The 21,248-nt window shown below is 41.2% G+C and carries 19 protein-coding genes; 13 read left to right on the plus strand and 6 right to left on the minus strand.

All coding sequences use genetic code 11. The features are described from left to right. Nucleotides 1-143: 143 nt before the first annotated feature. The gene (locus tag FXW07_RS16290; protein ID WP_255420828.1) at nucleotides 144-365 is read right to left on the minus strand and encodes a histone family protein; all 222 of its coding nucleotides are present in this window, start codon (nucleotides 363-365) and stop codon (nucleotides 144-146) included. A gap of 367 nt (nucleotides 366-732) precedes the next feature. Here FXW07_RS16290 and FXW07_RS16295 point away from each other — a divergent pair, with 367 nt between their 5' ends. The 6 genes from FXW07_RS16295 (at nucleotide 733) to FXW07_RS16320 (ending at nucleotide 7,486) form a co-directional block, all read left to right on the plus strand. After that, nucleotides 733-882, plus strand: coding sequence for a hypothetical protein (locus FXW07_RS16295; protein WP_229396408.1), 150 nt, complete (start codon nucleotides 733-735; stop codon nucleotides 880-882). A 121-nt stretch (nucleotides 883-1,003) separates the two neighbouring features. Then, nucleotides 1,004-1,960, plus strand: coding sequence for a class I SAM-dependent methyltransferase (locus tag FXW07_RS16300; protein ID WP_229396410.1), 957 nt, complete (start codon nucleotides 1,004-1,006; stop codon nucleotides 1,958-1,960). 518 nt (nucleotides 1,961-2,478) lie between these two features. Continuing rightward, nucleotides 2,479-4,200 carry a sodium-extruding oxaloacetate decarboxylase subunit alpha gene (gene oadA, locus FXW07_RS16305; protein WP_229396412.1) on the plus strand — a complete coding sequence of 574 codons (1,722 nt, stop codon included), beginning with the start codon at nucleotides 2,479-2,481 and terminating at the stop codon, nucleotides 4,198-4,200. Between the two features lie 22 nt (nucleotides 4,201-4,222). Next, nucleotides 4,223-5,704, plus strand: coding sequence for an acetyl-CoA carboxylase biotin carboxylase subunit (locus tag FXW07_RS16310; RefSeq protein WP_048122142.1), 1,482 nt, complete (start codon nucleotides 4,223-4,225; stop codon nucleotides 5,702-5,704). A gap of 110 nt (nucleotides 5,705-5,814) precedes the next feature. Beyond that, nucleotides 5,815-6,792, plus strand: coding sequence for a biotin--[acetyl-CoA-carboxylase] ligase (locus FXW07_RS16315; RefSeq protein ID WP_229396414.1), 978 nt, complete (start codon nucleotides 5,815-5,817; stop codon nucleotides 6,790-6,792). Further along, nucleotides 6,776-7,486 (plus strand): S-layer protein domain-containing protein, encoded by a 711-nt coding sequence (locus FXW07_RS16320; protein WP_229396416.1) that lies wholly within the window; start codon nucleotides 6,776-6,778, stop codon nucleotides 7,484-7,486. The genes FXW07_RS16315 and FXW07_RS16320 overlap by 17 nt, the downstream gene beginning before the upstream one ends. 309 nt (nucleotides 7,487-7,795) lie before the next feature. Here FXW07_RS16320 and FXW07_RS16325 read toward each other — a convergent pair whose 3' ends face one another. From FXW07_RS16325 to FXW07_RS16345, 5 genes are all read right to left on the minus strand, one after another. Next, nucleotides 7,796-8,755 carry a coiled-coil protein gene (locus FXW07_RS16325; RefSeq protein ID WP_229396418.1) on the minus strand — a complete coding sequence of 320 codons (960 nt, stop codon included), beginning with the start codon at nucleotides 8,753-8,755 and terminating at the stop codon, nucleotides 7,796-7,798. A gap of 31 nt (nucleotides 8,756-8,786) precedes the next feature. Then, complete coding sequence (locus FXW07_RS16330; protein ID WP_229396420.1) at nucleotides 8,787-9,410, minus strand: hypothetical protein; 624 nt, start codon at nucleotides 9,408-9,410, stop codon at nucleotides 8,787-8,789. A gap of 123 nt (nucleotides 9,411-9,533) precedes the next feature. Further along, the gene (locus FXW07_RS16335; RefSeq protein ID WP_229396422.1) at nucleotides 9,534-9,824 is read right to left on the minus strand and encodes a DUF424 family protein; all 291 of its coding nucleotides are present in this window, start codon (nucleotides 9,822-9,824) and stop codon (nucleotides 9,534-9,536) included. 367 nt (nucleotides 9,825-10,191) lie between these two features. Then, nucleotides 10,192-12,294: a minichromosome maintenance protein MCM gene (locus FXW07_RS16340; protein ID WP_229396424.1), complete on the minus strand. Its 2,103-nt coding sequence runs from the start codon at nucleotides 12,292-12,294 to the stop codon at nucleotides 10,192-10,194. Nucleotides 12,295-12,415: 121 nt separating this feature from the next. After that, nucleotides 12,416-13,174, minus strand: a complete 759-nt coding sequence (locus FXW07_RS16345) for an RNA methyltransferase (RefSeq protein WP_229396426.1) — start codon at nucleotides 13,172-13,174, stop codon at nucleotides 12,416-12,418. A gap of 639 nt (nucleotides 13,175-13,813) precedes the next feature. Between FXW07_RS16345 and FXW07_RS16350 the strand changes: the two genes are divergently transcribed. The 7 genes from FXW07_RS16350 to FXW07_RS16380 all read left to right on the plus strand — a co-directional run bounded on the left by FXW07_RS16350 (nucleotide 13,814) and on the right by FXW07_RS16380 (nucleotide 21,107). Continuing rightward, on the plus strand, nucleotides 13,814-14,197 hold the full coding sequence (locus FXW07_RS16350) for a ferritin family protein (RefSeq protein ID WP_048122158.1): 384 nt from the start codon (nucleotides 13,814-13,816) through the stop codon (nucleotides 14,195-14,197). 658 nt (nucleotides 14,198-14,855) lie between these two features. Beyond that, nucleotides 14,856-15,533, plus strand: a complete 678-nt coding sequence (locus FXW07_RS16355; RefSeq protein WP_048157360.1) for an NAD(P)/FAD-dependent oxidoreductase — start codon at nucleotides 14,856-14,858, stop codon at nucleotides 15,531-15,533. A gap of 732 nt (nucleotides 15,534-16,265) precedes the next feature. After that, nucleotides 16,266-17,045 (plus strand): dihydromethanophenazine:CoB--CoM heterodisulfide reductase subunit HdrE, encoded by a 780-nt coding sequence (hdrE, locus tag FXW07_RS16360; RefSeq protein ID WP_229396428.1) that lies wholly within the window; start codon nucleotides 16,266-16,268, stop codon nucleotides 17,043-17,045. A gap of 4 nt (nucleotides 17,046-17,049) precedes the next feature. Then, the gene (gene hdrD / locus FXW07_RS16365; RefSeq protein ID WP_229396429.1) at nucleotides 17,050-18,279 is read left to right on the plus strand and encodes a dihydromethanophenazine:CoB--CoM heterodisulfide reductase subunit HdrD; all 1,230 of its coding nucleotides are present in this window, start codon (nucleotides 17,050-17,052) and stop codon (nucleotides 18,277-18,279) included. Between the two features lie 107 nt (nucleotides 18,280-18,386). Then, nucleotides 18,387-19,022, plus strand: a complete 636-nt coding sequence (locus tag FXW07_RS16370; protein ID WP_048157364.1) for a DUF116 domain-containing protein — start codon at nucleotides 18,387-18,389, stop codon at nucleotides 19,020-19,022. Continuing rightward, on the plus strand, nucleotides 19,015-19,644 hold the full coding sequence (locus tag FXW07_RS16375; RefSeq protein ID WP_229396431.1) for a DUF116 domain-containing protein: 630 nt from the start codon (nucleotides 19,015-19,017) through the stop codon (nucleotides 19,642-19,644). The genes FXW07_RS16370 and FXW07_RS16375 overlap by 8 nt, the downstream gene beginning before the upstream one ends. A gap of 308 nt (nucleotides 19,645-19,952) precedes the next feature. Beyond that, nucleotides 19,953-21,107, plus strand: coding sequence for an NAD(P)/FAD-dependent oxidoreductase (locus tag FXW07_RS16380; RefSeq protein WP_229396433.1), 1,155 nt, complete (start codon nucleotides 19,953-19,955; stop codon nucleotides 21,105-21,107). Nucleotides 21,108-21,248: the final 141 nt, after the last annotated feature.

The raw sequence follows: 21,248 nt of genomic DNA on the forward strand, positions 1-21,248 counted from the left end.
ATTAATGGAGTTTCACGTAAAAATTAAGAGAATCTCACGTAAAAATAGGAAAATGCTGGGTACCAGCATTTTATTTTCTGTTTCGTCCCGTAAAGTAAGATGATGCCACTGGTGAATAGCGTTAATGGGTGGTCAGTCTTAGTTTACAGCATTTCTTTTGCTAATTTTATGTCTTCAGCTTTTACAGTTTTTCGACCTGCATGTTCTGCGAGTTTTATTGCTTCTCTTGAAATCTCAAGTCCATATTCTTCCAGAATTTCTGTAAGGGCCATTCCTGCACTCTCACTAACTCTATGAGCACCTGCAGTTCTTATTAAACGCTCAATTGGTGCAAATGGTATTACTTTTGCCATATTATCCTCCATTCTTCTTTATTTGTTAATATATATCCTTATAATTCCTGATTTTGTAATCAGATTCTATAAATAACTTTGCTTACGTTGGGGTTTTTACTTCCTTTCCAGCTTTTAATACCTTTTTCTCCTTTATTTTACTTTCCAGAGCCTCACTATTTGTTTTTTATTTCTCACTATTTGTTTTTTATTTATAGCATAAATTACGCTTCGGAGACGCCTGTCCGTTTTGCTCGCTTCGCCTGCTCAAAAAGACTGATCCACCCAAGTACTGATGGGAGCACAGAAAATCGAAAATTTTTTGTGAGTTGTGATATGTAATTTCAATTTAACTGTGCCCTGCGAGAGAGTTGCGGCTTTATAGCAACCGTTGCGCCGGTTGATCACGCCGATAGGGTCTGGGGATAAGGTCATCAGACTCAAACGGTTCCTGGGGTTTTCGGTCAAGCCTTTTTTGAAAAGGGTTGCGGTCAAGCCTTTTTTGAAAAGGGTTGCGGTCAAGCCTTTTTTGAAAAGGGTTGCGGGTTAAGAGAGGGGTGAATTATGGGGGAGAATACCTGTTTTGATTTACGGTTATTGGGTGGGGAGTAAACCCAGTTTAGATCTCTTTTTCGAAATCTTGATATGAGATTATCCGAATCTAAACAGATATGCTTTTACAGGAACTCCTTGGCATTAATGAAGACGTCTATTTTGTAGAGGAAAGTTATCTCGCCCAGAGGACTATTGAGCGTACACTTGATTATCTTAAAGGGGTCCGGAGGTTTGCAGAGGCAAGGAAGGTGCGGCTCCTGAGAGTTTACGAAGGGAAGTACACACTTGGGCTTTTGCTTTTTAATTCGGCAGACGAGGAAGTCCCTGTAGATTTCTGGTCGGTTTTTACGGGAGCTCTTGCAGGAACTAGTTCTAAAAAGGATTTTGAAGCCATTACAGCCTCTCTTCTTGCTTTCAATATCCCTGAAAAAGAAATTGAAGTTTCTTCGGAAACCTGGCGAGATGCCGTTAATGAGTACTATTCGCTAATGCTTGTAAACCGGAATCTTTGCCCGGGCTGCGCGGTTAAATCCGAGTCTTACGGGAGTGTCTTTTCGGAAAATCGTGTGCAAAGGGTCGCAGAAATCTTCGATGTTCTTCAAAAAAAGGGGATTTACCCTGAAGGCAGGCTTCTTGAAGTCTGCTGTGGAAATGGGATGTCCACACTTGCCCTCTACAGACTTGGGCTTAACCCACTGGCTGTAGAAATTAACAAATGTACAGTCTGCCAGGGGCTTGAGCAGGGAGTTTTAAACCCTCGAAGAACGGTTGTAATGGATGCAACGGTTCTTTCCAGATATTTTGAGCCGGGAAGTTTTGATGCCGTGATGGGCTTTATGCTTGGGCTTGTCTATGAATTCAATAAAGAGCTCTGGATAAATATTGTAAGAGAGATGGCCTCGGTCGCAAGTGAGAATGCTCTCATGCTTTTTACGGTTAGCAGCAAGCCGGAGGCTGAAATTCTTGCCGGAGCCCTTCTCAGGTCGGGAGTCAAAGGTGAAATCGTAGATAACACCGACTCTGAAGGGACTTACGATCAGTGGTTTTTTGTGGGAAGAAAACAAAAAGCTTAACCTGGAAGCTGCAAACTCAAGGAAATTGCTATTTTCCGGTTCAGACAAGTATATTTTATTCGACTTTCAAAAAACTTTAGTTTTCTAATTTCTAATTTTTAATTTATGAAATGGCTTTTAATTTGTACCATGAGCCTGGAACTTTTTAAAAGCTATACCCTTAATGTTAACAGGCGAAAAGTATATACTTGTTAACAATTGTATATTAAAGAATTCTTATCAACGCAGATCGATTAAGTACTGCGTTCACATCTGTAAAATTAATATCCTCTGGTTGCGGTTCTGGAAAGTTGGTTAAAAGTCGGTTAAATATGACCGGAAATCCCTCTTTCCGGCAAAACCGCAGAAAATCACATCAAAACCACAACCTGAGGACTTATACATTTTACTCAAACGGATCAAAATCTTAACCCGGATAATTCCGGAATATCAAAAGAAACCCCAAAAATAATCGTTCAAAGTATACTATCAAAAATATTAAATCCGGTTATTTTGATTCGACTTTAAGAGGTTCATCCATGAGTGTAAAAATTACCGAAACCATCCTCCGGGATGCACATCAATCTCTCCTGGCAACCAGAATGCGGACAAGAGATATGCTCGAAGTGGTTGAACAACTGGACCAGATAGGGTATTTCTCCCTTGAAATGTGGGGAGGCGCCACCTTTGACAGCTGTATCCGCTACCTTAATGAAGATCCCTGGCAGCGCCTGAGGGATATCAAAAAAGAAATGAAAGACACATACGCTCAGATGTTGCTCAGAGGCCAGAACCTTGTAGGGTACAGGCACTATTCGGATGACGTGGTCAAGAAATTCGTTACAAAATCCTACCAGAACGGAATTGACATTTTCCGGATTTTTGATGCTGTCAATGATGTCCGGAACATGGAATTCTCTATCAAAGTGGCAAAAGGTCTTGGTGCGCACGTACAGGGTACAGTCTGCTACACCATAAGTCCGGTACATACCGTTGAGAAATATGTTGAACTTGCAAAACAACTTGAAGGATTGGAGTGCGATTCCATCTGTATCAAAGATATGGCAGGTCTTCTTTCCCCAAATGACGCCACACATATAATCAGTGCCATGAAAAAAGAAATCTCCATTCCAATTTCTCTGCACTGCCACTGCACTTCTGGAATGGCTCCAATGAGCTATATGGCAGCCTGTGAAGCAGGAGTCGATATTCTGGACACTGCACTTTCTCCCCTGGCCTGGGGAACTTCTCAGCCTCCAACCGAAACAGTTGTAGCCGCCCTCAAAGATACTCCTTACGATACCGGGCTGGACCTGACTGCTTTTGAAGAAGCCGTAAGATATTTCAAAGTATTAAAAGAGAAATACCGGGGCATACTTGACCCTATTTCCGAACAGATCGACACTAACGTGCTCATCTACCAGATCCCGGGCGGAATGCTCTCTAACCTTGTATCTCAACTAAAAGAACAAAACGCTCTCGACAAATATGATGCCGTACTTGGTGAAATGCCCAGGGTTAGAAAAGAGCTTGGATATCCGCCTCTTGTCACTCCTACAAGCCAGATTGTGGGCACCCAGTCGGTTCTTAATGTGCTAATGGGCGAACGCTACAAGGTTATTCCAAAAGAAGTTAAGGATTATGTGCGCGGCCTTTACGGGCGTCCTCCTGCTCCCATAAGCCCTGAAATAATAGGCAAGGTAATCGGGGACGAGGAACCTATTCACTGCCGTCCTGCCGACCTCCTTAAGCCTGAATATGAGAAAAGGAAGAAGGAAGCCGAAGAAATGGGTATTGCTAAATCTGAAGAAGACATACTTACTTATATTCTCTATCCGGCTATCGCCCCCAAGTTTCTGAAGGGAGAAATGGAAGAAGAAGCTCTTGCAGTAGTTGCCCCTGCCCCTGAAGTACAGCAGGAATATAAAGTCCCGACCCACTTCAAGGTAGAAGTGGATGAAGAAATCTATGAAGTTAGGATTGAACCTCTTGGCGGAGAAGTTTCCATATCTGAGGCTTCTCCCAAAAAGCCGAGTGCTAAGGCTGTTAAAGGAGCGGTGAGCGTCTCAATGCAGGGCATGGTCCTCTCTCTTAAGGTCAAGGTCGAAGACACTGTAGAGGAAGGCGATACAATCGCTGTCATCGAAGCTATGAAAATGGAAAATGCTGTTCATGCTTCCCATTCAGGCACTGTAAGAGAGATTTTTGTTTCCGAAGGGGATACTGTATCTCCTGGCGACATAATAATGTCAATCGACTAAATGTAACGAGGTGGAAGGCATTATGTTCAAAAAAGTACTCATTGCAAATCGCGGTGAGATTGCAATCAGGGTTATGCGTGCCTGCCGTGAACTTGGGATTTCCACGGTTGCGGTCTGCTCGGAAGCTGATAAAAATGCCCTTTTTGCCAAATATGCAGACGAGGCCTACCTTATAGGCCCGGCCCCTTCCAGCCAGAGCTATCTGAATATGGAAGCTATCCTTGCAGTTGCAAAAAACACAGGAGCTGAAGCAATTCATCCGGGCTATGGTTTCCTCTCCGAAAACCCGGTCTTTGCAAAACGCTGTGAGGAAGAAGGAATTGTTTTCATAGGCCCTCCAAGCCATGTGATTGCCGAGATGGGAAGCAAGATAAGGGCCAGAAATCTTATGATGAAGGCTGGTGTTCCGGTTGTGCCCGGGACGAAAGATGCAGTTGAAGACCCGGTCGAGGCTGTAAAAATTGCAGAAGAGATCGGCTATCCTGTTTTGATTAAAGCTTCGGCAGGTGGCGGCGGAATTGGGATGAAAGTAGTTAATTCCAGCGACGAACTTGCCGCTTCACTAAGTTCTACCAGGCAAATGGCTGGCTCAGCTTTTGGGGACTCTTCGGTTTTCATTGAAAAATATGTGGAGGAACCCAGGCACATAGAGATCCAGATTATGGCAGACGGGTATGGAAACACGATTTACCTCTCAGATAGGGAATGTTCCATCCAGAGAAGGCATCAGAAACTTATTGAAGAAGCTCCTTCACCTATTATGACTCCTGAACTCCGGGCCCAGATGGGAGAAGCCGCAGTCAGGGTAGCAAAGACGATTGGTTACGTAAATGCAGGAACAGTGGAGTTCCTTTATTCAAAGGGCAACTTCTATTTCCTTGAAGTCAATACTCGCTTGCAGGTCGAACACGGGATAACTGAGATGGTCACAGGTGTCGATATTGTAAGAGAGCAGCTCAGGATAGCCTGGGGAGAAAAGCTTGAATTTAATCAGGAAGATATCATTATTAACGGGCATTCTATTGAGTGCAGGATCAACGCGGAAGATCCGTTAAATGACTTTGCTCCTTCTCCCGGAAAGATCCGTGGATACCGGTCAGCAGGCGGGCCTGGAGTCAGGGTGGACAGCGGAGTACATACAGGCTACACCATTTCTCCTTACTACGATTCAATGATTTCAAAACTCTGCGTCTGGGCAAAGACAAGGGATGCAGCGATTGCCAGGATGGAAAGAGCTCTTTACGAGTATGTGGTCGTTGGAGTAAAAACCAATATACCCTTCCATAAAGCAGTCATGCGTAACCCGGTCTTCCGCAGGGGCGACCTGACAACGGCCTTTATTGAAGATAATAATATTATGGAAGCCGTCGAAGAGGTTGTCAAAGCAGATGCTGAAAAAGGGGCTACTCTGGCTTCGGCTCTTGAAGCAAAAGACAAAAAAGTTGCGGCCATTACAGCTGCCGTGCACGCCTATGTGAGCATGGCCCAGAAAACACAGCGGTGACATGTGTCCTCCTGAGAAACAGGAACAGGATTCAGGTCAGTTTGACATGAAACAATTTAAGCTAAAAAAATATATACGGTTGAACGCATACATTTGTATGGGGTACGAGGATGGGAGATAAAAGATCTCGAATTATCAAGGCACTTAAAGATGCACAGAAAAGTCCTGTTTCCGGCGAGGAATTGGGGCTTAAGTTGGGGATCTCGAGGACAATGGTCTGGAAATATATCAAGTCCCTTCAGGCAGATGGTTATGAGATAGAATCATCTCCGAAAAGGGGATATGTCCTGAAATCCGTGCCTCAACTCCTGTACCCGGAAGAAATCCAGATGGGGCTCAAAACTACTCTTCTAGGAAAAAAAATCCATTATTATGAAGAGGTAACTTCCACAAATAGTACTGCAAAGGAAATCGCGGCGTCGGAAGAAGAAGGTACGCTTGTGATTGCCGAAGTGCAGAAAGGAGGCCGGGGCCGTCTGGGCAGGGAATGGGTCTCTCCTCATGGTGGGATCTGGATGTCCGTGATCCTGAAACCCGGGATCCCTCTGAGGCATGCCTCAAGGCTTACTCTGGTTGCAGGGCTTGCAGTTGCAAACGTTATTCGCAATATGGGCCTTGATGCTCGCATTAAATGGCCAAATGATGTCCGAATTAATGGAAAAAAGGTTTGTGGGATTCTTACCGAGGCAAAGGCCGAAGTGGATAGAGTAGATTATGTTGTGCTGGGAATAGGGATTAATGTAAACATGGATTTGAAAGATATCCCTGAATCATTCCGTGCGGGCTCCACAACTTTGAAGGCCGAGCTTGGAAGCCATATAAAAAGGGTATCGTTCCTTCAAGATTTCCTTTTTGAGCTCGAGCAGCAGTATATACTCTTCAAGACCCAGCCTTTCTCGCACATTCTCAATGACTGGCTTGCCCTCTCCGACACCATAGGAAGAGAGGTAAAAGTCACGACGCCCTCACGAATTATAGAAGGCAAAGCTGTAGGAATAACCCCAGACGGAGCTCTCGTAATAAGAAAAGCCGACGATACCAAAGAAGAAATTATTGCAGGCAGATGCATTTATGCACGTTCCAAATAAACAAAGAAGAAAGGAAATTAAGAAGACAAACCTTGTTTCTGTATTTTTCTTTTTTTTCCTAATTTCCTTGTGCTTCTCGGTCTTTTACTCGATATCACCTGCTTTAGCTGCCACCGATAAAGAAAAACTTTCCATTATTCCTGCAGATGAAGAAAAACCTTCCATTATTCCTGCTGATAAAGACAGCCTTTCTATTATTCCTGCTGATAAAGACGGCCTTTCTATTATTGCTATCAATGGAGAGGAAATTTATATCAGGTCAGGTTACTCTCACAACTTTTTACAGGATTATCAGCTTTACATAAAAGGTACGGATACCGAAGGCAAAAGAGTCTGGATTGAACTTAGCAGAAACGGAGTTTCCCTTCAGGATAGTATCGTTACTGAAGGCTCTCAATTTGTGTATTCTTATAACTCTACGGAAATCCTTAATCTTACTGTGGATACGATATACGAAGGAGCAGATGGAGTGCTTGTGAAGTTTTCACCTGTATACCAGTATCTTGACCCCAGGCTTCCTGTGCCTCAAACGCCAACAGAATCTTTTGACAATGCTTCGAATAATACATCCTCTTCCGCTGCCCCTGAACTGGAAACTCACGCTGAGGGCTTTGATATGCCTCTCTTCCTTCTTGGGCTTGGAGCCGTGCTTCTGGTAACAGGTTTCTTTGCAGGAAAAGGGAAGAAAAAATAAAATTTTTAACGATACAATGGAGAAATCGTCCCTTAGTTATGAATCATCATAATCCTTAGTTATGAATCATTATAACCCTTAGTAATGAATCATTATAATTAAGAAAAGAACTACGGACGAGGCGTTGTCTATGTATCAACGTATCATAATTAAATTGCCATGACACCAGTTTAGGTCTCCGGCTTCCTGAGTTTTCAAGTGGCTCTTCGCCATTTCCTATGGATAAGACGATTTTCAGTTCAAGACCGCATTGGTTTTTATGAGCGCATTATGAGGATATCCATATAAAACATCGAAGAGCCTTCCAACTTACTCGTTGGAGAATTTAACATCCCCTTTTTCGATAAGTAGTTTAAGATCTTCAAGGCTCAAACGAGCGTTTTTCTGAAGCTTTTCGCGGGCATCGCTGTGTTTTTGGTTTACTTTAGTTTCTTCTTTCGTAAGCTGCAGGTCTTTTAACCTGTCCAGATATAAGGAAAGTTCCTTCCGGTTATTAGCAATACCATTCTTAAGCGGGTCAATTTTTTCTTTAATGGAGTTTATGTTTGTGATTTTATCCGTAAGCTGGGCATGATATGTATTTGCTTCTTTTCGGATTTCGTCTGCAGACTTGAAATTTTCGAGCATTTCCAGGTGGCAGGCCTGAGATTCGTCTGAGAGTGCCTGGATCTTTTCGTGGAGTTCGTCTCCCCTCTTATGGATTCCTTTTGACTCTTTATAACTTTCCTGGATTTGCGCGTGCAGTTCATTTGCCTTCTTTGCAGCTTGCAGACGTTTATTGAGGTCGTTTAGCTTCTGGAAGATTTTAATTTCCACTGCAAGAGGCAGTTCTTTATTAATAAAAGCGTCAATTTCGGCGTCATAAGCCTTTGTAAGGGAGTCCACGCTTCCGTGGGAACATTTATTGTATTCGTCCCGCTGTTCCTTGAGTCCCGCAATTCCTGAAAACAGTTCTTGCGTCTTTGAGTTCACGTCACTTCTTCTGCCCTTATACTCACCAATTTCTTTGTTAATCTCATCCCGCTTGTCTCTTAGTTCCTGTGCTTTTGCAACCTTTTCCTTAACCTGATGGTTCAGAGAGTCTCTCTTTTCTTTCAGCTCGTCGATATCGGTCCTGTTAATCTTCAGTTCCTTAAAAATCGATGCCAACTGCCTTTCGCTTTTCTCTATCTTGCTCCTGAGCTCGTTTACCTTGCCCTTCAGCTCCCGTTCGCTAAGGTTTGAAAGGTCGGCCGTTGCAATTTCTGTGCTTGAAACGTCGTTGGTCATGTACTATCACCCGCGTGTTTTTGAAAAAGGGTTATACTTTCAACTTTTCCCAGTAATTTAGAGCTTCTTCGTGGTTCTTTATTTTGGTACTGAGCCATTTATGCTGGGATTTACTTTTAGAAATATCTTCACCTTTACTGCCATCATCCTCTGCAAGCTGTTTTTCAGACTTTATTATTTCTTTAAATTCAAGATTTGAATTCCTGGCTTCTTCCATTCTGGAACCCACTAGCGAGAGAACATTTTCTCCAGGTCCGGCTGCCTGAGTAGTTTCACGCAGTTTTTCCATAAATGAGTCTTTAAGTCTCTGCTCCTCTTCAGGTTCGATCTGCCCTTTGATTCTTTTAAACTCTTCCTTAAGTTTGTTTGCAGTAATCGGGTCCAGCTTAGGAAATATTTCTTTTTCAAGGAGTGCTTCGGTCTGATGGTAAAACTGCTGGCGTTTCTCCTTGAGGACTTCTTTTCTCTCCTCCATCTGGATTCTGAAATTCTTTACGTTTTTTACATTTTCTTCGACCTGGCTCAGCCTGCTGTCCAGCTCTCCAAATTCTTTTTTATATTCTTCCAGAAACCGTCTGTGTTTTTCCACAACTGCGGAGATCAGCTCCTCTTCTACCAGCACTCTGATTCCGGCTTCGTCAATGTTCTCAGTCACTGTATCACAATCTGCATTTTATTTTATACATATGTTATCTATTCCGGTATATAATCAGCCCTGAAAACCAGTGGTTTGGCTTTCACTGACTCAGCCTCTCAAGGGATTAATTCAGCAACTGCATTAAACCCTGAAGATCTGGGCGTGAGGTACGCCGTCAATTATTATTACTGAATCCGGATCAATTAACCCGCATTTAATACCAAATTTGATTGTTTTTTCTCCAAAGATATTTGCAGTCGTAGCTTCTTCAAGGGCTTTCTTGAGTTCTTCTTCGGAAACGTGTTCTCCTTCAAAAAAAGCCCTGTTGATCTCGACTACAGTATTGCCGTGTTTCAGGGTCTTTCCGAGCACTTCCTTATCGCAGGCTGCAACAAGCACATGCTCCCCATTTTTATAGATCTTTATATACATACTCTCCCTTTTAAATAATATTGCCCTTTTAGTATTTACAGTTTAACCGTCCTCATATAATTGCTATGTATGTGTTATGTAGGCTTTTTTCGCGTCCCAAGGCTCCGAAAAAAAGATTCTGGAACTCTCGGCGCTTTGCTTCTTTCAGTTTAAACAAACCTTAAACTTAAACAAGCCTTAGACTTAAACAAACCCAAGTCTCAGCTTAAATAAACCTTAAACTTAAACAAACCTAAGTCTCAGCTTAAATAAACCTTAAACTTAAACAAACATTAAACTTAAACAAGCCTTAAACTTAAACAAACATTAAACTTAAACAAGCCTTAAACTTAAAAAACCTAAGTCTCAGCTTAAACAAACCCTAAACTTAAACAAGCCTTATATGGTTCTGATCCGGAGAAAGCAAGTCTCCTCTTTGCTTCATTTTCTTAATATTCTCTTCAGCGTGAACCCTTTTTATTCCGTGTTCGTTTTCAGCTATAGCATAAACCTCTTCGAGAGGAGCTTTAGCTCCCGGATGCTTCTCACTTACCTTCTTAATTATATCTCTCAGGATTTTTATCTTATTTCTCTGGCTCATGCTTGTACCAGATGCAAGTATATCTGCATCAAGGGCTCCGGTCTCAGGGTCAACGCCTACATTTTTCAGGCAATTCATCTCGATTCTGATAGTCCTTTTTGCATCTTCAAGCGTGACCGTATTGCTCAGGCGAACTCTTGCGCTTGCTTCCGAGAGGCGGACAAGAGCTTCAAGTTGCCTCGCAGTTACGGGCACAGGGGTATTTTTACTCTCTCCGGTTTTTCTGAGATCCGTATAGAAATTTATGAGATGGGCTCTTGCGTCCTCCTCCATTACAGGAAAAACGTTTTTCCGGGCATATGCAACGTATTTTCGCATGATTTCAGGCTGAATAACAGGCTCGATAACTTCCATTTCGGCTTCGACAAAATCTTCCTTAATATTGGACCCGGGAAGGTTTTCCCGCTGCTCGAAGAGTTCTCCTGCATAATGAGACTGCAGAATATGGTTTGCAATTTTAGTGTCCAGATTATGGTCAGGAGTATCAAGCAAAACAAAGATAAGGTCAAAACGGGAAAGCAGTGCAGGTGGCATACTTATCTGCTCTGCAAGGCCCTCATATCTGTCAAAACGCCCATATTTCGGATTTGCAGCTCCCAGGAGGGCACAGCGGGATTTAAGCGTAGCAATAATTCCCGCTTTGGCAATACTTATCGTCTGCTGTTCCATTGCCTCATGCAGGGCACTTTTATCCTCGGTTTTCATTTTGTCCATTTCGTCAACCGCAGCAATCCCCATATCAGCCATAACAAGGGCACCGCCTTCGATTGTCCATCGGCCATCGTTGAGATCGTCTTTCACGGCAGCCGCAGTTAAACCGCTTGCTGACGCACTTCTCCCCGAAGTAAAAACACCTCTCGGGGAGAGTTTGACAACATAGCGCAGGAGCTGGGATTTTGCAATTCCAGGGTCTCCTACAAGCATAATATGTATATCGCCCCTTATTCTGGAACCGTCAGGAAGGTTTTTCACAACTCCAGAAAACAGTTGAAGAGCAAGAGCTTCCTTTATGTCCTCGTATCCGTAGATAGAAGGCGCAACAGAACTAACAATTTTGCTATAGATTTCAGGATCACGAGAAAGGTTAAGAATCTCTTCTTCATCTTCAGCAGTTATTTCCAGTTCGTCATAATCTTTATCCAGGTGCTCTATGGAATTTGCTTCTAAAACAAGGTCATAAAAGGTGGATTTTCCATCTTTCAAAGTGCGCTGTCTGGATTTCAGGATTCCATTAATTATAACTCTGTCTCCGGGGGTGACATTTCCTGTCAGGTCATCTTCAGAGTCCACCTCAAGGCTCTGGGGCTGGGAACCTCCTTTCAGGTTTTCGGGTGATTCCTGGATCTGCAGTTTCTGCGCATCGATAAAGGTAGACTCTTCTATCCTGATCTTAAAGGGCCCTTTCTTTCCACAACTCTCGCCTTCACAACCTGCAAAGGGCTCCTCGAATCTGAAGCTGTTCTGGTCCACAAAAGTAATATATCCACACCTGAGGCACTCAAAAGCAGCTTTAGTAATTCTTGGCCTCACCTCGGTTGCTTTCCTTATCATACCCTCAATTGCAATAAAGCGCGCGAGGTGCTTGCTTCTTAACTCTCTTATAGGTATTCGGTTTGGGATTCTTATTACCCTTACGTGAGCCTCTTCCAGGCTTTTTTCTACAGGAAGGTCAATTTCTTTCAGGGCAACTTCAGCTGCCTTTATAAGTTCTTCTGGATGGTCAAGAAACTCTTTTGAAAGCTCTCTGTCAAACTTCTCTATATCCGTAAAATCTACGCTAAGGCTTCGCTGATCCGGATATTCGTTTGCAAGCTGGAGGATTTCATTCCAGTAGTAGTCTTTAAAAAACCTCTTTAGCTTTTCATCCCACTTGCTTTCTGTTTCGGTCATATCATTCTCAATCTGGCTTTAGGCAAAATTTTTATTTGTCGTTACGGTTTTCTGTCTAAAAAAGGATGAAAAAAAGTAATAATATGTATCACAAATTCTGATGTAAAAACAGGGTTTATTCTCATATGAACTTTTCTATGCTGGCCGAAGCTTCTGTTTCCTGGCTCTCAGGCTCGTTTAATTCGTATCCCATTTTTCGTTCGGTTTTTCTTATTATGCCCCTTAAAGTTTGAACTTCCCTGGGGGTTAACCCTGCCCTTCCGAATATTCTCCGCAGCATCAAAAAAGTTTTGTCTTTTTTATGAGGGGGATAATCGATTTCCTCCAGCAGTTTTCCCATATGCTCGTATAAAAGCTGGAGATCAAACCCATCAGCAAGCGGACTGTTCCCTCCTTCCAGCTCCGAGAGTTCGTAAAGCACCACTGCAACGGCATGTGATAGATTCATAATTGGATATATTTCAGAAGTTGGAATCGTAAAAAGCATATCAAAACTTTTTAGCTCATCGTTCCGGAACCCTGTGTCTTCGCGCCCGAAAAGAATTGCAATCGTGCCGCTGCAATCTTTCAGCCTCTCTTTGAGCTCTCTGGAGGTATAGAGTGGAAGACGGATGTGTTCCCCGGTTTTCAGGCTTGCTACCCCTGTAGTTCCGATCCTCAGGTTTGCGCCTTTCACAGCCTCTTCAAGCGTTGAGACAATTCTTGCTCCTTCAAGGACATCTCTTGCATGCGATGACATGGCTCTTGCTTCTCCTTCGAGTTTACAGGGATTTACAAGCACCAAGTCACTATATCCAAAGTTCTTCATTGCTCTTGCAACAGATCCGACATTTCCCTGATACATGGGCTCTACAAGTACTACACGAATCTTAAGTGACAAAGTTCTCAATCCTTTTTTAAAGTCAGTTTTCAAGTGTGATTACATCTTCCACACAGACAGTTACACACATTCTGCATTGCGTTTTCACACCCTGTACATTTTTCTCATCAATATATATTTTCATGCAGATTATTTTCCGTGTGTTTCGATTTCATATGGTGTGCTTTGGTCTTATTATATTTTGGTTTTATTATCTTCTGTTTTATTGTTTTTCGGTCTTATTGTTGTTATTTCGGTTTTATTGTCATTTCTTTTTTCTATTTCAGTCCTTTCCTGTTTTAGCTCTTGCTTTTTTGTTTCTTCCTTCTTTGTAGTTTCTTCACTGTTTGAATTCAGAAATATTATCTTTCCTCACGTTACTCCTAAATATATTAGTCTTAAGTTCGATTAGCCTTAAGTTCACTGATGAGACCGAAAGATGAGATAGAAAGACGAGATCGGAAGATAAGACCGAAAGACGAGATCGGAAGATAAGATCGAAAGATATGATCGAAAGATATGATCGAAAGATAAGATCGAAAGATCAAATCGCCGGGTCCATTCTGGTATTGACCTCAACTGTGGCTAAACCTTAAATTCAAAGACTGCTCTATGTCTAAACTATAAAAATGGTTATTTTTAAAAAGAAATGGTGATTCAATGACTCTTGAAGAAATTCTAAAAAACACATTTAAAGGAGAGACTACTGAAGTTGGCTGGTATCTCGCAATGTCAAAGGTTGCTGAGCGGGAAGGATTTCCGGATGTCGCGGTTTACCTACGCCAGATCGCCATGGACGAAGCCTGGCACGCTACCGAGGTAGCTGAAATCCTAGGACTTGTAAAAGAAACAACTCTTGAAAATCTGGAAATGATGTTTGACGGGGAGAGTAAAGCCGAAATTGAGAAAGCTGAAGCTGCAGAATTGGCCAGGAAGGAAGGCAATACAAAAGCTGCCCTTTTCTTTGAAAAGGCATCTCTGGACGAAGCCAGGCATAAAGCAGGGCTTAATGGATTTCTGGAAAGAATGAGAAAACAGCAATGAGAAAACAACAATAAGAAAATAGGATCCTTTGATCCTTTTTCCACATTTTAAGTTATTGAACTGGTATTTTTAACTGCTAACTATTTTTTATCGCTAATTACTCTGCTTGTCGTAATTAGATTGGTTAATTCATCCAAGATTTTAAGATTTTATTCCAATTTTGTGAATTATATAAAGTTCTGTAGAGCTATGAAAAGCTGAATTACGCCAGGAATACTGTTTTTATATTTTCGGCAATATACATGAAGTTTTATATTATTTCGAGTAATATTATCTCTGGGTCTGAAATATGTTCCTGGATTCTAACATATTTAGTCCAGAAAAATGGGGGAATATCGGATTCTTCACCTTCTGCATGGGGGTCTAATTTCAGGGGGAGCTGAATCAGGACTTGCTATGTCTGCTAATTGATTCAGTAATTGATCGGCTCTGATCTATGAATTTAGCTTTTGCTTCCGAGTTTCGACACTGGTCTCAGGTCAATTAGGTCAAATAATTCTATCAAAACCTAAGGCAAGTAGCAATAAAATTGTGAAACAAACATCGAATTAAACAAATTTTGAAAATAAATAAAATCGAACAAATTTGACTTAAAGATTAAACTAAACAATCCAGGTAAAATACGAATGAATCAGTGAAGTTGGAGGGTGTATAATATATGGTAAGTCATGAGTATGTGAAAGGAGATCTTCCCGAAAAAGCTGCAATTCTGCAAAGAGATGGAGAAACATATGCAATTGCTCCACATATTCCCGGAGGAATCGTATACCCGGAAACTCTTAGAAAAATAGCTGACATTGCAGAAAAGTATGGGGCTGCTGCCCTTAAAATTACTTCGGCCCAGAGGATTGCAATTGTAGGGTTAAAAGAAGAAGATCTGGATGCAGCATGGGGAGAACTGAATCTAAAACCCGGAGCAGCTATAGGACTCTGTGTCCGCAGCGTTAAAATTTGCCCTGGGACTACATTTTGCAAGAGAGGCAAACAGGACTCAGTCGGGCTTGGATTAAAACTTGATGAAAAGTACCACGGGATGCAGCTCCCTTCCAAATTAAAAATTGGGGTTTCCGGCTGCCAGAATTCGTGCTCCGAACCTATTATAAAGGATATAGGGTTAATGGGTACAGCAAAAGGCTTTACTTTATCCGTCGGGGGCAGTGCAGGGCCCCGTCCGAGACTAGGTAGCGTAGTGGCAAAAGACCTCACCGAAGAGCAGGCTCTGGATCTTGTTGAAAAAATAATTAACTTTTATAAAAAATACCCCAAGCCAAGAAGAATCGGAGAAGTTATTGACGAGATCGGGCTTGAGAAATTCAAAGAAGAAGTGGGGTTGTAAAAAGCCTTCTTAATTTTCAGAGGCGTTTTTTACATAAACCATATGTCTCGATAAGCACTTTTTGAAAATGGTTGAGCCAGAACCGTTTACCCGCAACTGTCGCGCTGTTTGATCACAAACCGTTGCGCCGGTTGATCACAAACCGTTGCGCCGGTTTATCACGCCGATAGGGTTCGGGGATAAGATAACCAAACTCAAATGTTTCGCGGGTTTTCGATCAACCCTTTTTTTAAAAAGGGTTGCGGGCAAGCAGTTTTTGAAAAGGGTTGCGGGCAAGCAGTTTTTGAAAAGGATTATACTTTACTTTCCTTACTTTCCTTACTTTCCTTACTTTATTTACTTTCTTTTTTCTGCACTTTTACTTTTTACTTTTTTGTCGCTTAATTTCTTACTTTACCGTCCAGAAGAATTCTACGAATGGTTTGTATACTATTTGTTTTATAATTTAACTATGATATATTATACTTTCACTTTTTACTTTCCCGTTTGATTACTTTCACTCAACTCATTTTTGCGACTCAGTGGGCTTTTTAATCTGTTGATTAATAAAGATAATGTTTAAATATAATAGATACAAACACTAACAGACTATACAAACCTTATGTAGACAGTTGCTACGGCTATCATTCTGTCTTTACTATCATTGATGTTCTGTAACATGACAATTGTAAAAGCAGTATTAATTCCCAGTTTTTGGTCCATACATAGGAGGAATAAATTATCAGTGAGGAAATGCTTTATTTTTCTGGGCTCTCGGATGCACTAAGGATGACGTTTGTCCAGGTAATGATAATGGCTACATTAGCCTTTGTTATTTTCATATACGGTCTGATTGTCGCCTTCCAAAAATGGGGAACAGGAGTCACAGGTTATGCTCTTGAGCCTCAGGAAGGAAAAAAAGGAAGTGCAATCACATTCTTAAAAACCTGGTGGAAACAGGTAACAGAAGAATCTCATCATCATGGAACGCCTATTCTGGAGATTCTTATACTTGATATTGTCTTCCAGAGAAGAATTCTCAAGAGAAGTCCTTTCCGCTGGATTATGCATCTATGTATTTTTGGGGGTTGGATGACCCTCTTTGCCCTATCCGGACTCATGTTTACAGTTGAAATTACCGAAAAGATCGGAATTGAACTCCCGTTCACTCCTGACGTGTTTAGAGAGTGGCTCTCCATTCCGAACTATGTTTTCGGGTATATTCTACTTATCGGAGTCCTTATAGCAATAGTAAGAAGACTGTTTGTCTCTGAAGTCAGGGAAGCTTCAATTATGTACGATTGGGTCTTAATCGGAGTAATTTTCATAGTTACTATTTCCGGTTTCCTCGCCGATGGAATTCGAACAGGCTTAATTTGGAGCTTTGGGCTTGACCCCGCAGCAGCACCACCGGCCGCTCTTTTCCATTCCGTATTTTCCCTGCTCTTCTGTATTGCATTTATACCATACAGTAAATATATTCATGTAATCGCCATACCGCTTGCACTTCTTGCAAACAAAGGAGGCGAATAAAAAGATGGCAAAACGTACTCCTTCAATCGATACGAAGAATCTTACCGCAGTCCAGCTCATGGAACTTGATGCATGCGTTCGCTGTGGTGAGTGTGTAAAATGGTGTCCGACTTATGCCGCTTCCGGCGGGAAACCAGGATTAGCTCCAAGAGACAAGATCCTGCGCTGGAGGCAGTACATGAACAAATCCTATGGAGTTAAAGCAAAAATCTTTGGTCCACAGGAAGTTCCTCAGTCAGAACTTGAAGAATTTAAAGATGATGTCCATGGCTGTACGACATGCGGTGTCTGTGCAACAGTTTGTGAAGCAGGTATTAACACTGTGGAACTCTGGGAAGCTATAAGGACAAATCTTGTAAAGAAAGGTATAGGTCCTTATGGGAAGCAGAACGCGTTCCCAAAACTTGTTGGTCAGTACCATAACCCTTACATGAAGGACCAGAAAGACAGACTTGCCTGGGTTCCTCCAGACGTGAAAATAGAAAACAAAGCAGAAATTGTCTATTTCACTGGCTGTACTGCAGGATACAATCAGCTCGCTCTGGCCTTTGCAACATCACGTGTGCTCAACAAACTGGGCATTAAGTTTAGCATGCTTGGTGAAGAGGAATGGTGTTGCGGCTCAGCCCTTATCAGGACAGGCCAGGTGCATGTCAATGATGTGGCCCGTGAACTTGCAAGACACAATGTAGAGTCACTCCAGAAGAAAGGTGCTAAAAAGGTTCTGTTTGCATGTGCAGGCTGTTTCCGTGCTGCAAAGATTGACTGGCCCAGGCTTCTTGGCAAAGAACTGCCTTTTGAGGTTATTCACATTACACAGTTCCTTGCAGACCTTATAAAAGAGGACAAGATTAAATGGGAAAAGCCTATCAACAAGACGATTACCTATCACGACCCCTGCCACCTTGGTCGCCACGTTGGAGTCTTTAATGCTCCCAGATATGTGCTTTCCCATATTCCTGGTGTTAAGTTCGTTGAAATGGACAGGTCAAAGGAATTCCAGCGCTGCTGTGGAGCTGGCGGTGGTGTAAAAGCAGGAATGCCTGACCTTGCTGTGGCAATGGGAGAAGCTAGAGTTAAGGATGCTCTTGAAACCAATGCAGAGATCCTCTCGAGTGCGTGCCCCTTCTGTAAGAGGAACCTCTCGGATGGTCGTGACGCCCTCAAATCTGATATTGTTGTAGAAGATATCATTGAGCTGGTTGCAGAGGCTCTTGGCCTTAGCACCTCATAAGCGTGAAGAGGAAGGCTGGATTTCCAGCTTTCTTTATTCTCGTTTCTTTCTCTCTTTTTATTATTAGATAGCAAAACTTAAATATCGATACTTACCTCCCCTTGAACATGTATATCCCTTACGAATTTCTAGGAAAAATATTCATATATCTGGTTATTTTTGCTCTCGCAGGAACAGGGATCGCCCTGCTCATAGGGGCATATTCCTTTAAAAAACGCAGGATAATTTTCCCGGGGTTCGTGCTGTTTACACTTTATCTTTTTTATTCCCCTTCTAAATTATTGTGCAGATTTTTTAGAATCCGGGAAAATCTCGTAGATGATATTCTTATTGATTTAAGAAACGCCATAATGTTGGATCGCTTTGTTCACACAAAAGAGAACAGGGTGGTGTTCCTTCCTCAATGTATGAGACACCCGGAATGCAGGGCAAGGTGTGACCCTATCCATGGTTATGAGTGCAAACGATGCGGAAAATGTGACATTTCAAAGATATATGAAGCTGCAGATATGTACAATTTCAAGGTTTTTATAATCCCTGGGAGCAGCTTTGTCAAAAAGATCTTCAAGGAGTACAGGCCTCAATCTTGCCTTGGTGTGGCCTGTTACAATGAGCTTGCAGAAGATATGCAGGAAGTATCTTTTATCCCTGTGCAAGGGGTTCTTCTCCTTCGGGATGGTTGTTTCAATACTAAAGCCGATGTGGAAGAAATTATCCGAAAAATGGAGATGTGCGATGTATAGTTTTATAGGGAAAGTTCTGTTTTTTACCATAATTTTTTCGGTTTTGATCTCGATATCTGCTCTCCTGGCGAGTCGAATCAGCCTGAAAAGAAACGTATGGCTTGCAGGTTTCTTTTCAAATGTACTTGATTTTTTTTATTTACCTATAAAATATTTCTTCTGTAAGTTTTCGGACCCACGAATTCTGGACAAATGGATAGTATCTTTGAAAAACATAGCTAATGCATCAGATTTCTCAAAAACCAAAAATCGCATAATTATTGTTCCGCACTGCGTGCGTTCATTAGACTGCCCTGCGCCGTCAACAATTTTTGGAATTCAATGTCGGGACTGCGGGAAGTGCATTGTATCTCAACTGAGAAAAGATGCCGTAAAATATGGATACGACTTATATATTACCACCGGCTCTTCGGCTATCGGAAACATCCTTAAAAATAAACCTGCAGAGGGTCTACTTGGAATTGCATGTAATTATGAAATAAACAAAGGAATGTGCGCTTTAAATGGGAAAAAAGTTGTGACTTATGGCGTTCCTCTGTTGAACGATGGTTGTTATAATACGATAGTGGACTATGATAAAGTAATTGAAACGCTCAAACGTTTTGATAAAAAGAAAATCTAATTCAAATATTCAGCTATGTAAAAAGACAGTGCGCCCAATTTTATAAAAAATTTGCTCGATACCCCGTATCTTCTTTTTATCTCTTTGTAATCTTTTCATCATTTTTTGGCCTGGTTGTTGTTCTCAGACACAATCAGCTTTTCAAGGTCAGCCTCAAATAAAACGCTGTAAAGCTATCTGAAAAAAGTACACTTTAAGTTCTTATTAACAACTAACTTTACACAGTTAGAGACTATTCGCATTTTTAGTAAAATCTTTGTAAGATTGATAACTATTATATTCAAACTTCCACTTTTATAATGATTTATATGAAAAAATATGATGTGATTATTATTGGAGCAGGACCTGCAGGGTCGTCTGCAGCATATATGTTAGCTAGATCTAAAATTAATGTGCTTGTTATTGACAGATATCCTTTCCCACGTTATAAACCCTGTGCAGGGGGTTTAACTGTAAAAACATTCAAATCTTTTGATTTTTCGATTTCAAAGGAAGTAAAATACAGTACAAACAATGTTGTAGCCTCATACAAAAACAAGATATTTCATAACATTTCAGGTAATAAAACACTTACTAAAATGGTTGAGAGAAAAGAATTTGATAACTTCCTTATTAAAAAGGCTGTTGATTCTGGAGCAACGTTTCTTGATGGAACGAAGGTCACTGAAGTTGTTTGGAAGGATGGGGAATTCAGTGTCAAAACAGAGGAGCAGTTTTTCCAATGTAATTATTTGATTGGGGCTGATGGTACTAACAGTATTGTTAATAGAACATTTAACATTGTTGAAAAAGATCTTTACGGTTTTGCAATCGAAATTAATTGTCCCTTAAGCAAGGATAATATTGGTAAATTTAATATGACTTTCGATTTCGGAACAATTCCAAACGGTTATCTGTGGATTTTCCCTAAAGACCAATATGTTTGTATTGGAGCCTATACAACAAATAGAAAAATGAAAGATATCCAAAAATATCTTTTTGATTATATTGAGAGTCTTGGGCTTGTACCCGAATCTAAAGAACTTAAAGGGCATATTATTCCTTATTATGGAATCTACTATGAACAACCCGATTTTCCATGTATTCTAGTCGGAGATGCTGCAGGCTTTGGAGAATATTGTACCGGAGAGGGTATTTATTATGCAGTAAAAAGTGGTATCATTGCTGCTGAGGTGATTTCTTCAAGTATTAAGTCGGGAATTTTTGAGTATCGAACACTACAAAGAAGATATCAAAAAGAAATTATTCGAGGTTTGAAGTTAGCATATCATATAGGAAAATTTTTTTACAGCCATCTACCTCTCTCATTTAATCTTTTGATGTCTTATTTACTTGGAGGTATTCTGTATGAATCTGCTTCCAGAGGCTTTACATTTGATCAATCATTTTCGAAAATCCATGTTATATTATCAAGCTTACTACTGAACAAATCCCAGATTTCTAATAACAAGTATTATAAATAAATTTAAAATGATGAAACTGTCACATCAAATAAGACTAATAATTTCTACTGATTCCCCATTAAAGAGGAATAAACACAAAGTTATTCTCAGATGGAAGTTTCATAACTTATTATTTTGGAATTTTTCATATTTAATTTACTT

It is taken from the genome of Methanosarcina sp. DH1 (assembly GCF_020804205.1).
GTDB classification, from domain to species: domain Archaea; phylum Halobacteriota; class Methanosarcinia; order Methanosarcinales; family Methanosarcinaceae; genus Methanosarcina; species Methanosarcina vacuolata.

Bases quoted from the DNA above. Each gene is read 5' to 3' on its own strand.
- FXW07_RS16290 (WP_255420828.1), bottom strand. From the start codon at position 365: ATGGAGGATAATATGGCAAAAGTAATACCATTTGCACCAATTGAGCGT.
- FXW07_RS16300 (WP_229396410.1), top strand. From the start codon at position 1,004: ATGCTTTTACAGGAACTCCTTGGCATTAATGAAGACGTCTATTTTGTA.
- oadA (WP_229396412.1), top strand. From the start codon at position 2,479: ATGAGTGTAAAAATTACCGAAACCATCCTCCGGGATGCACATCAATCT.
- FXW07_RS16310 (WP_048122142.1), top strand. From the start codon at position 4,223: ATGTTCAAAAAAGTACTCATTGCAAATCGCGGTGAGATTGCAATCAGG.
- FXW07_RS16315 (WP_229396414.1), top strand. From the start codon at position 5,815: ATGGGAGATAAAAGATCTCGAATTATCAAGGCACTTAAAGATGCACAG.
- FXW07_RS16320 (WP_229396416.1), top strand. From the start codon at position 6,776: ATGCACGTTCCAAATAAACAAAGAAGAAAGGAAATTAAGAAGACAAAC.
- FXW07_RS16325 (WP_229396418.1), bottom strand. From the start codon at position 8,755: ATGACCAACGACGTTTCAAGCACAGAAATTGCAACGGCCGACCTTTCA.
- FXW07_RS16335 (WP_229396422.1), bottom strand. From the start codon at position 9,824: ATGTATATAAAGATCTATAAAAATGGGGAGCATGTGCTTGTTGCAGCC.
- FXW07_RS16340 (WP_229396424.1), bottom strand. From the start codon at position 12,294: ATGACCGAAACAGAAAGCAAGTGGGATGAAAAGCTAAAGAGGTTTTTT.
- FXW07_RS16350 (WP_048122158.1), top strand. From the start codon at position 13,814: ATGACTCTTGAAGAAATTCTAAAAAACACATTTAAAGGAGAGACTACT.
- FXW07_RS16355 (WP_048157360.1), top strand. From the start codon at position 14,856: ATGGTAAGTCATGAGTATGTGAAAGGAGATCTTCCCGAAAAAGCTGCA.
- hdrE (WP_229396428.1), top strand. From the start codon at position 16,266: ATGCTTTATTTTTCTGGGCTCTCGGATGCACTAAGGATGACGTTTGTC.
- hdrD (WP_229396429.1), top strand. From the start codon at position 17,050: ATGGCAAAACGTACTCCTTCAATCGATACGAAGAATCTTACCGCAGTC.
- FXW07_RS16370 (WP_048157364.1), top strand. From the start codon at position 18,387: ATGTATATCCCTTACGAATTTCTAGGAAAAATATTCATATATCTGGTT.
- FXW07_RS16375 (WP_229396431.1), top strand. From the start codon at position 19,015: ATGTATAGTTTTATAGGGAAAGTTCTGTTTTTTACCATAATTTTTTCG.
- FXW07_RS16380 (WP_229396433.1), top strand. From the start codon at position 19,953: ATGAAAAAATATGATGTGATTATTATTGGAGCAGGACCTGCAGGGTCG.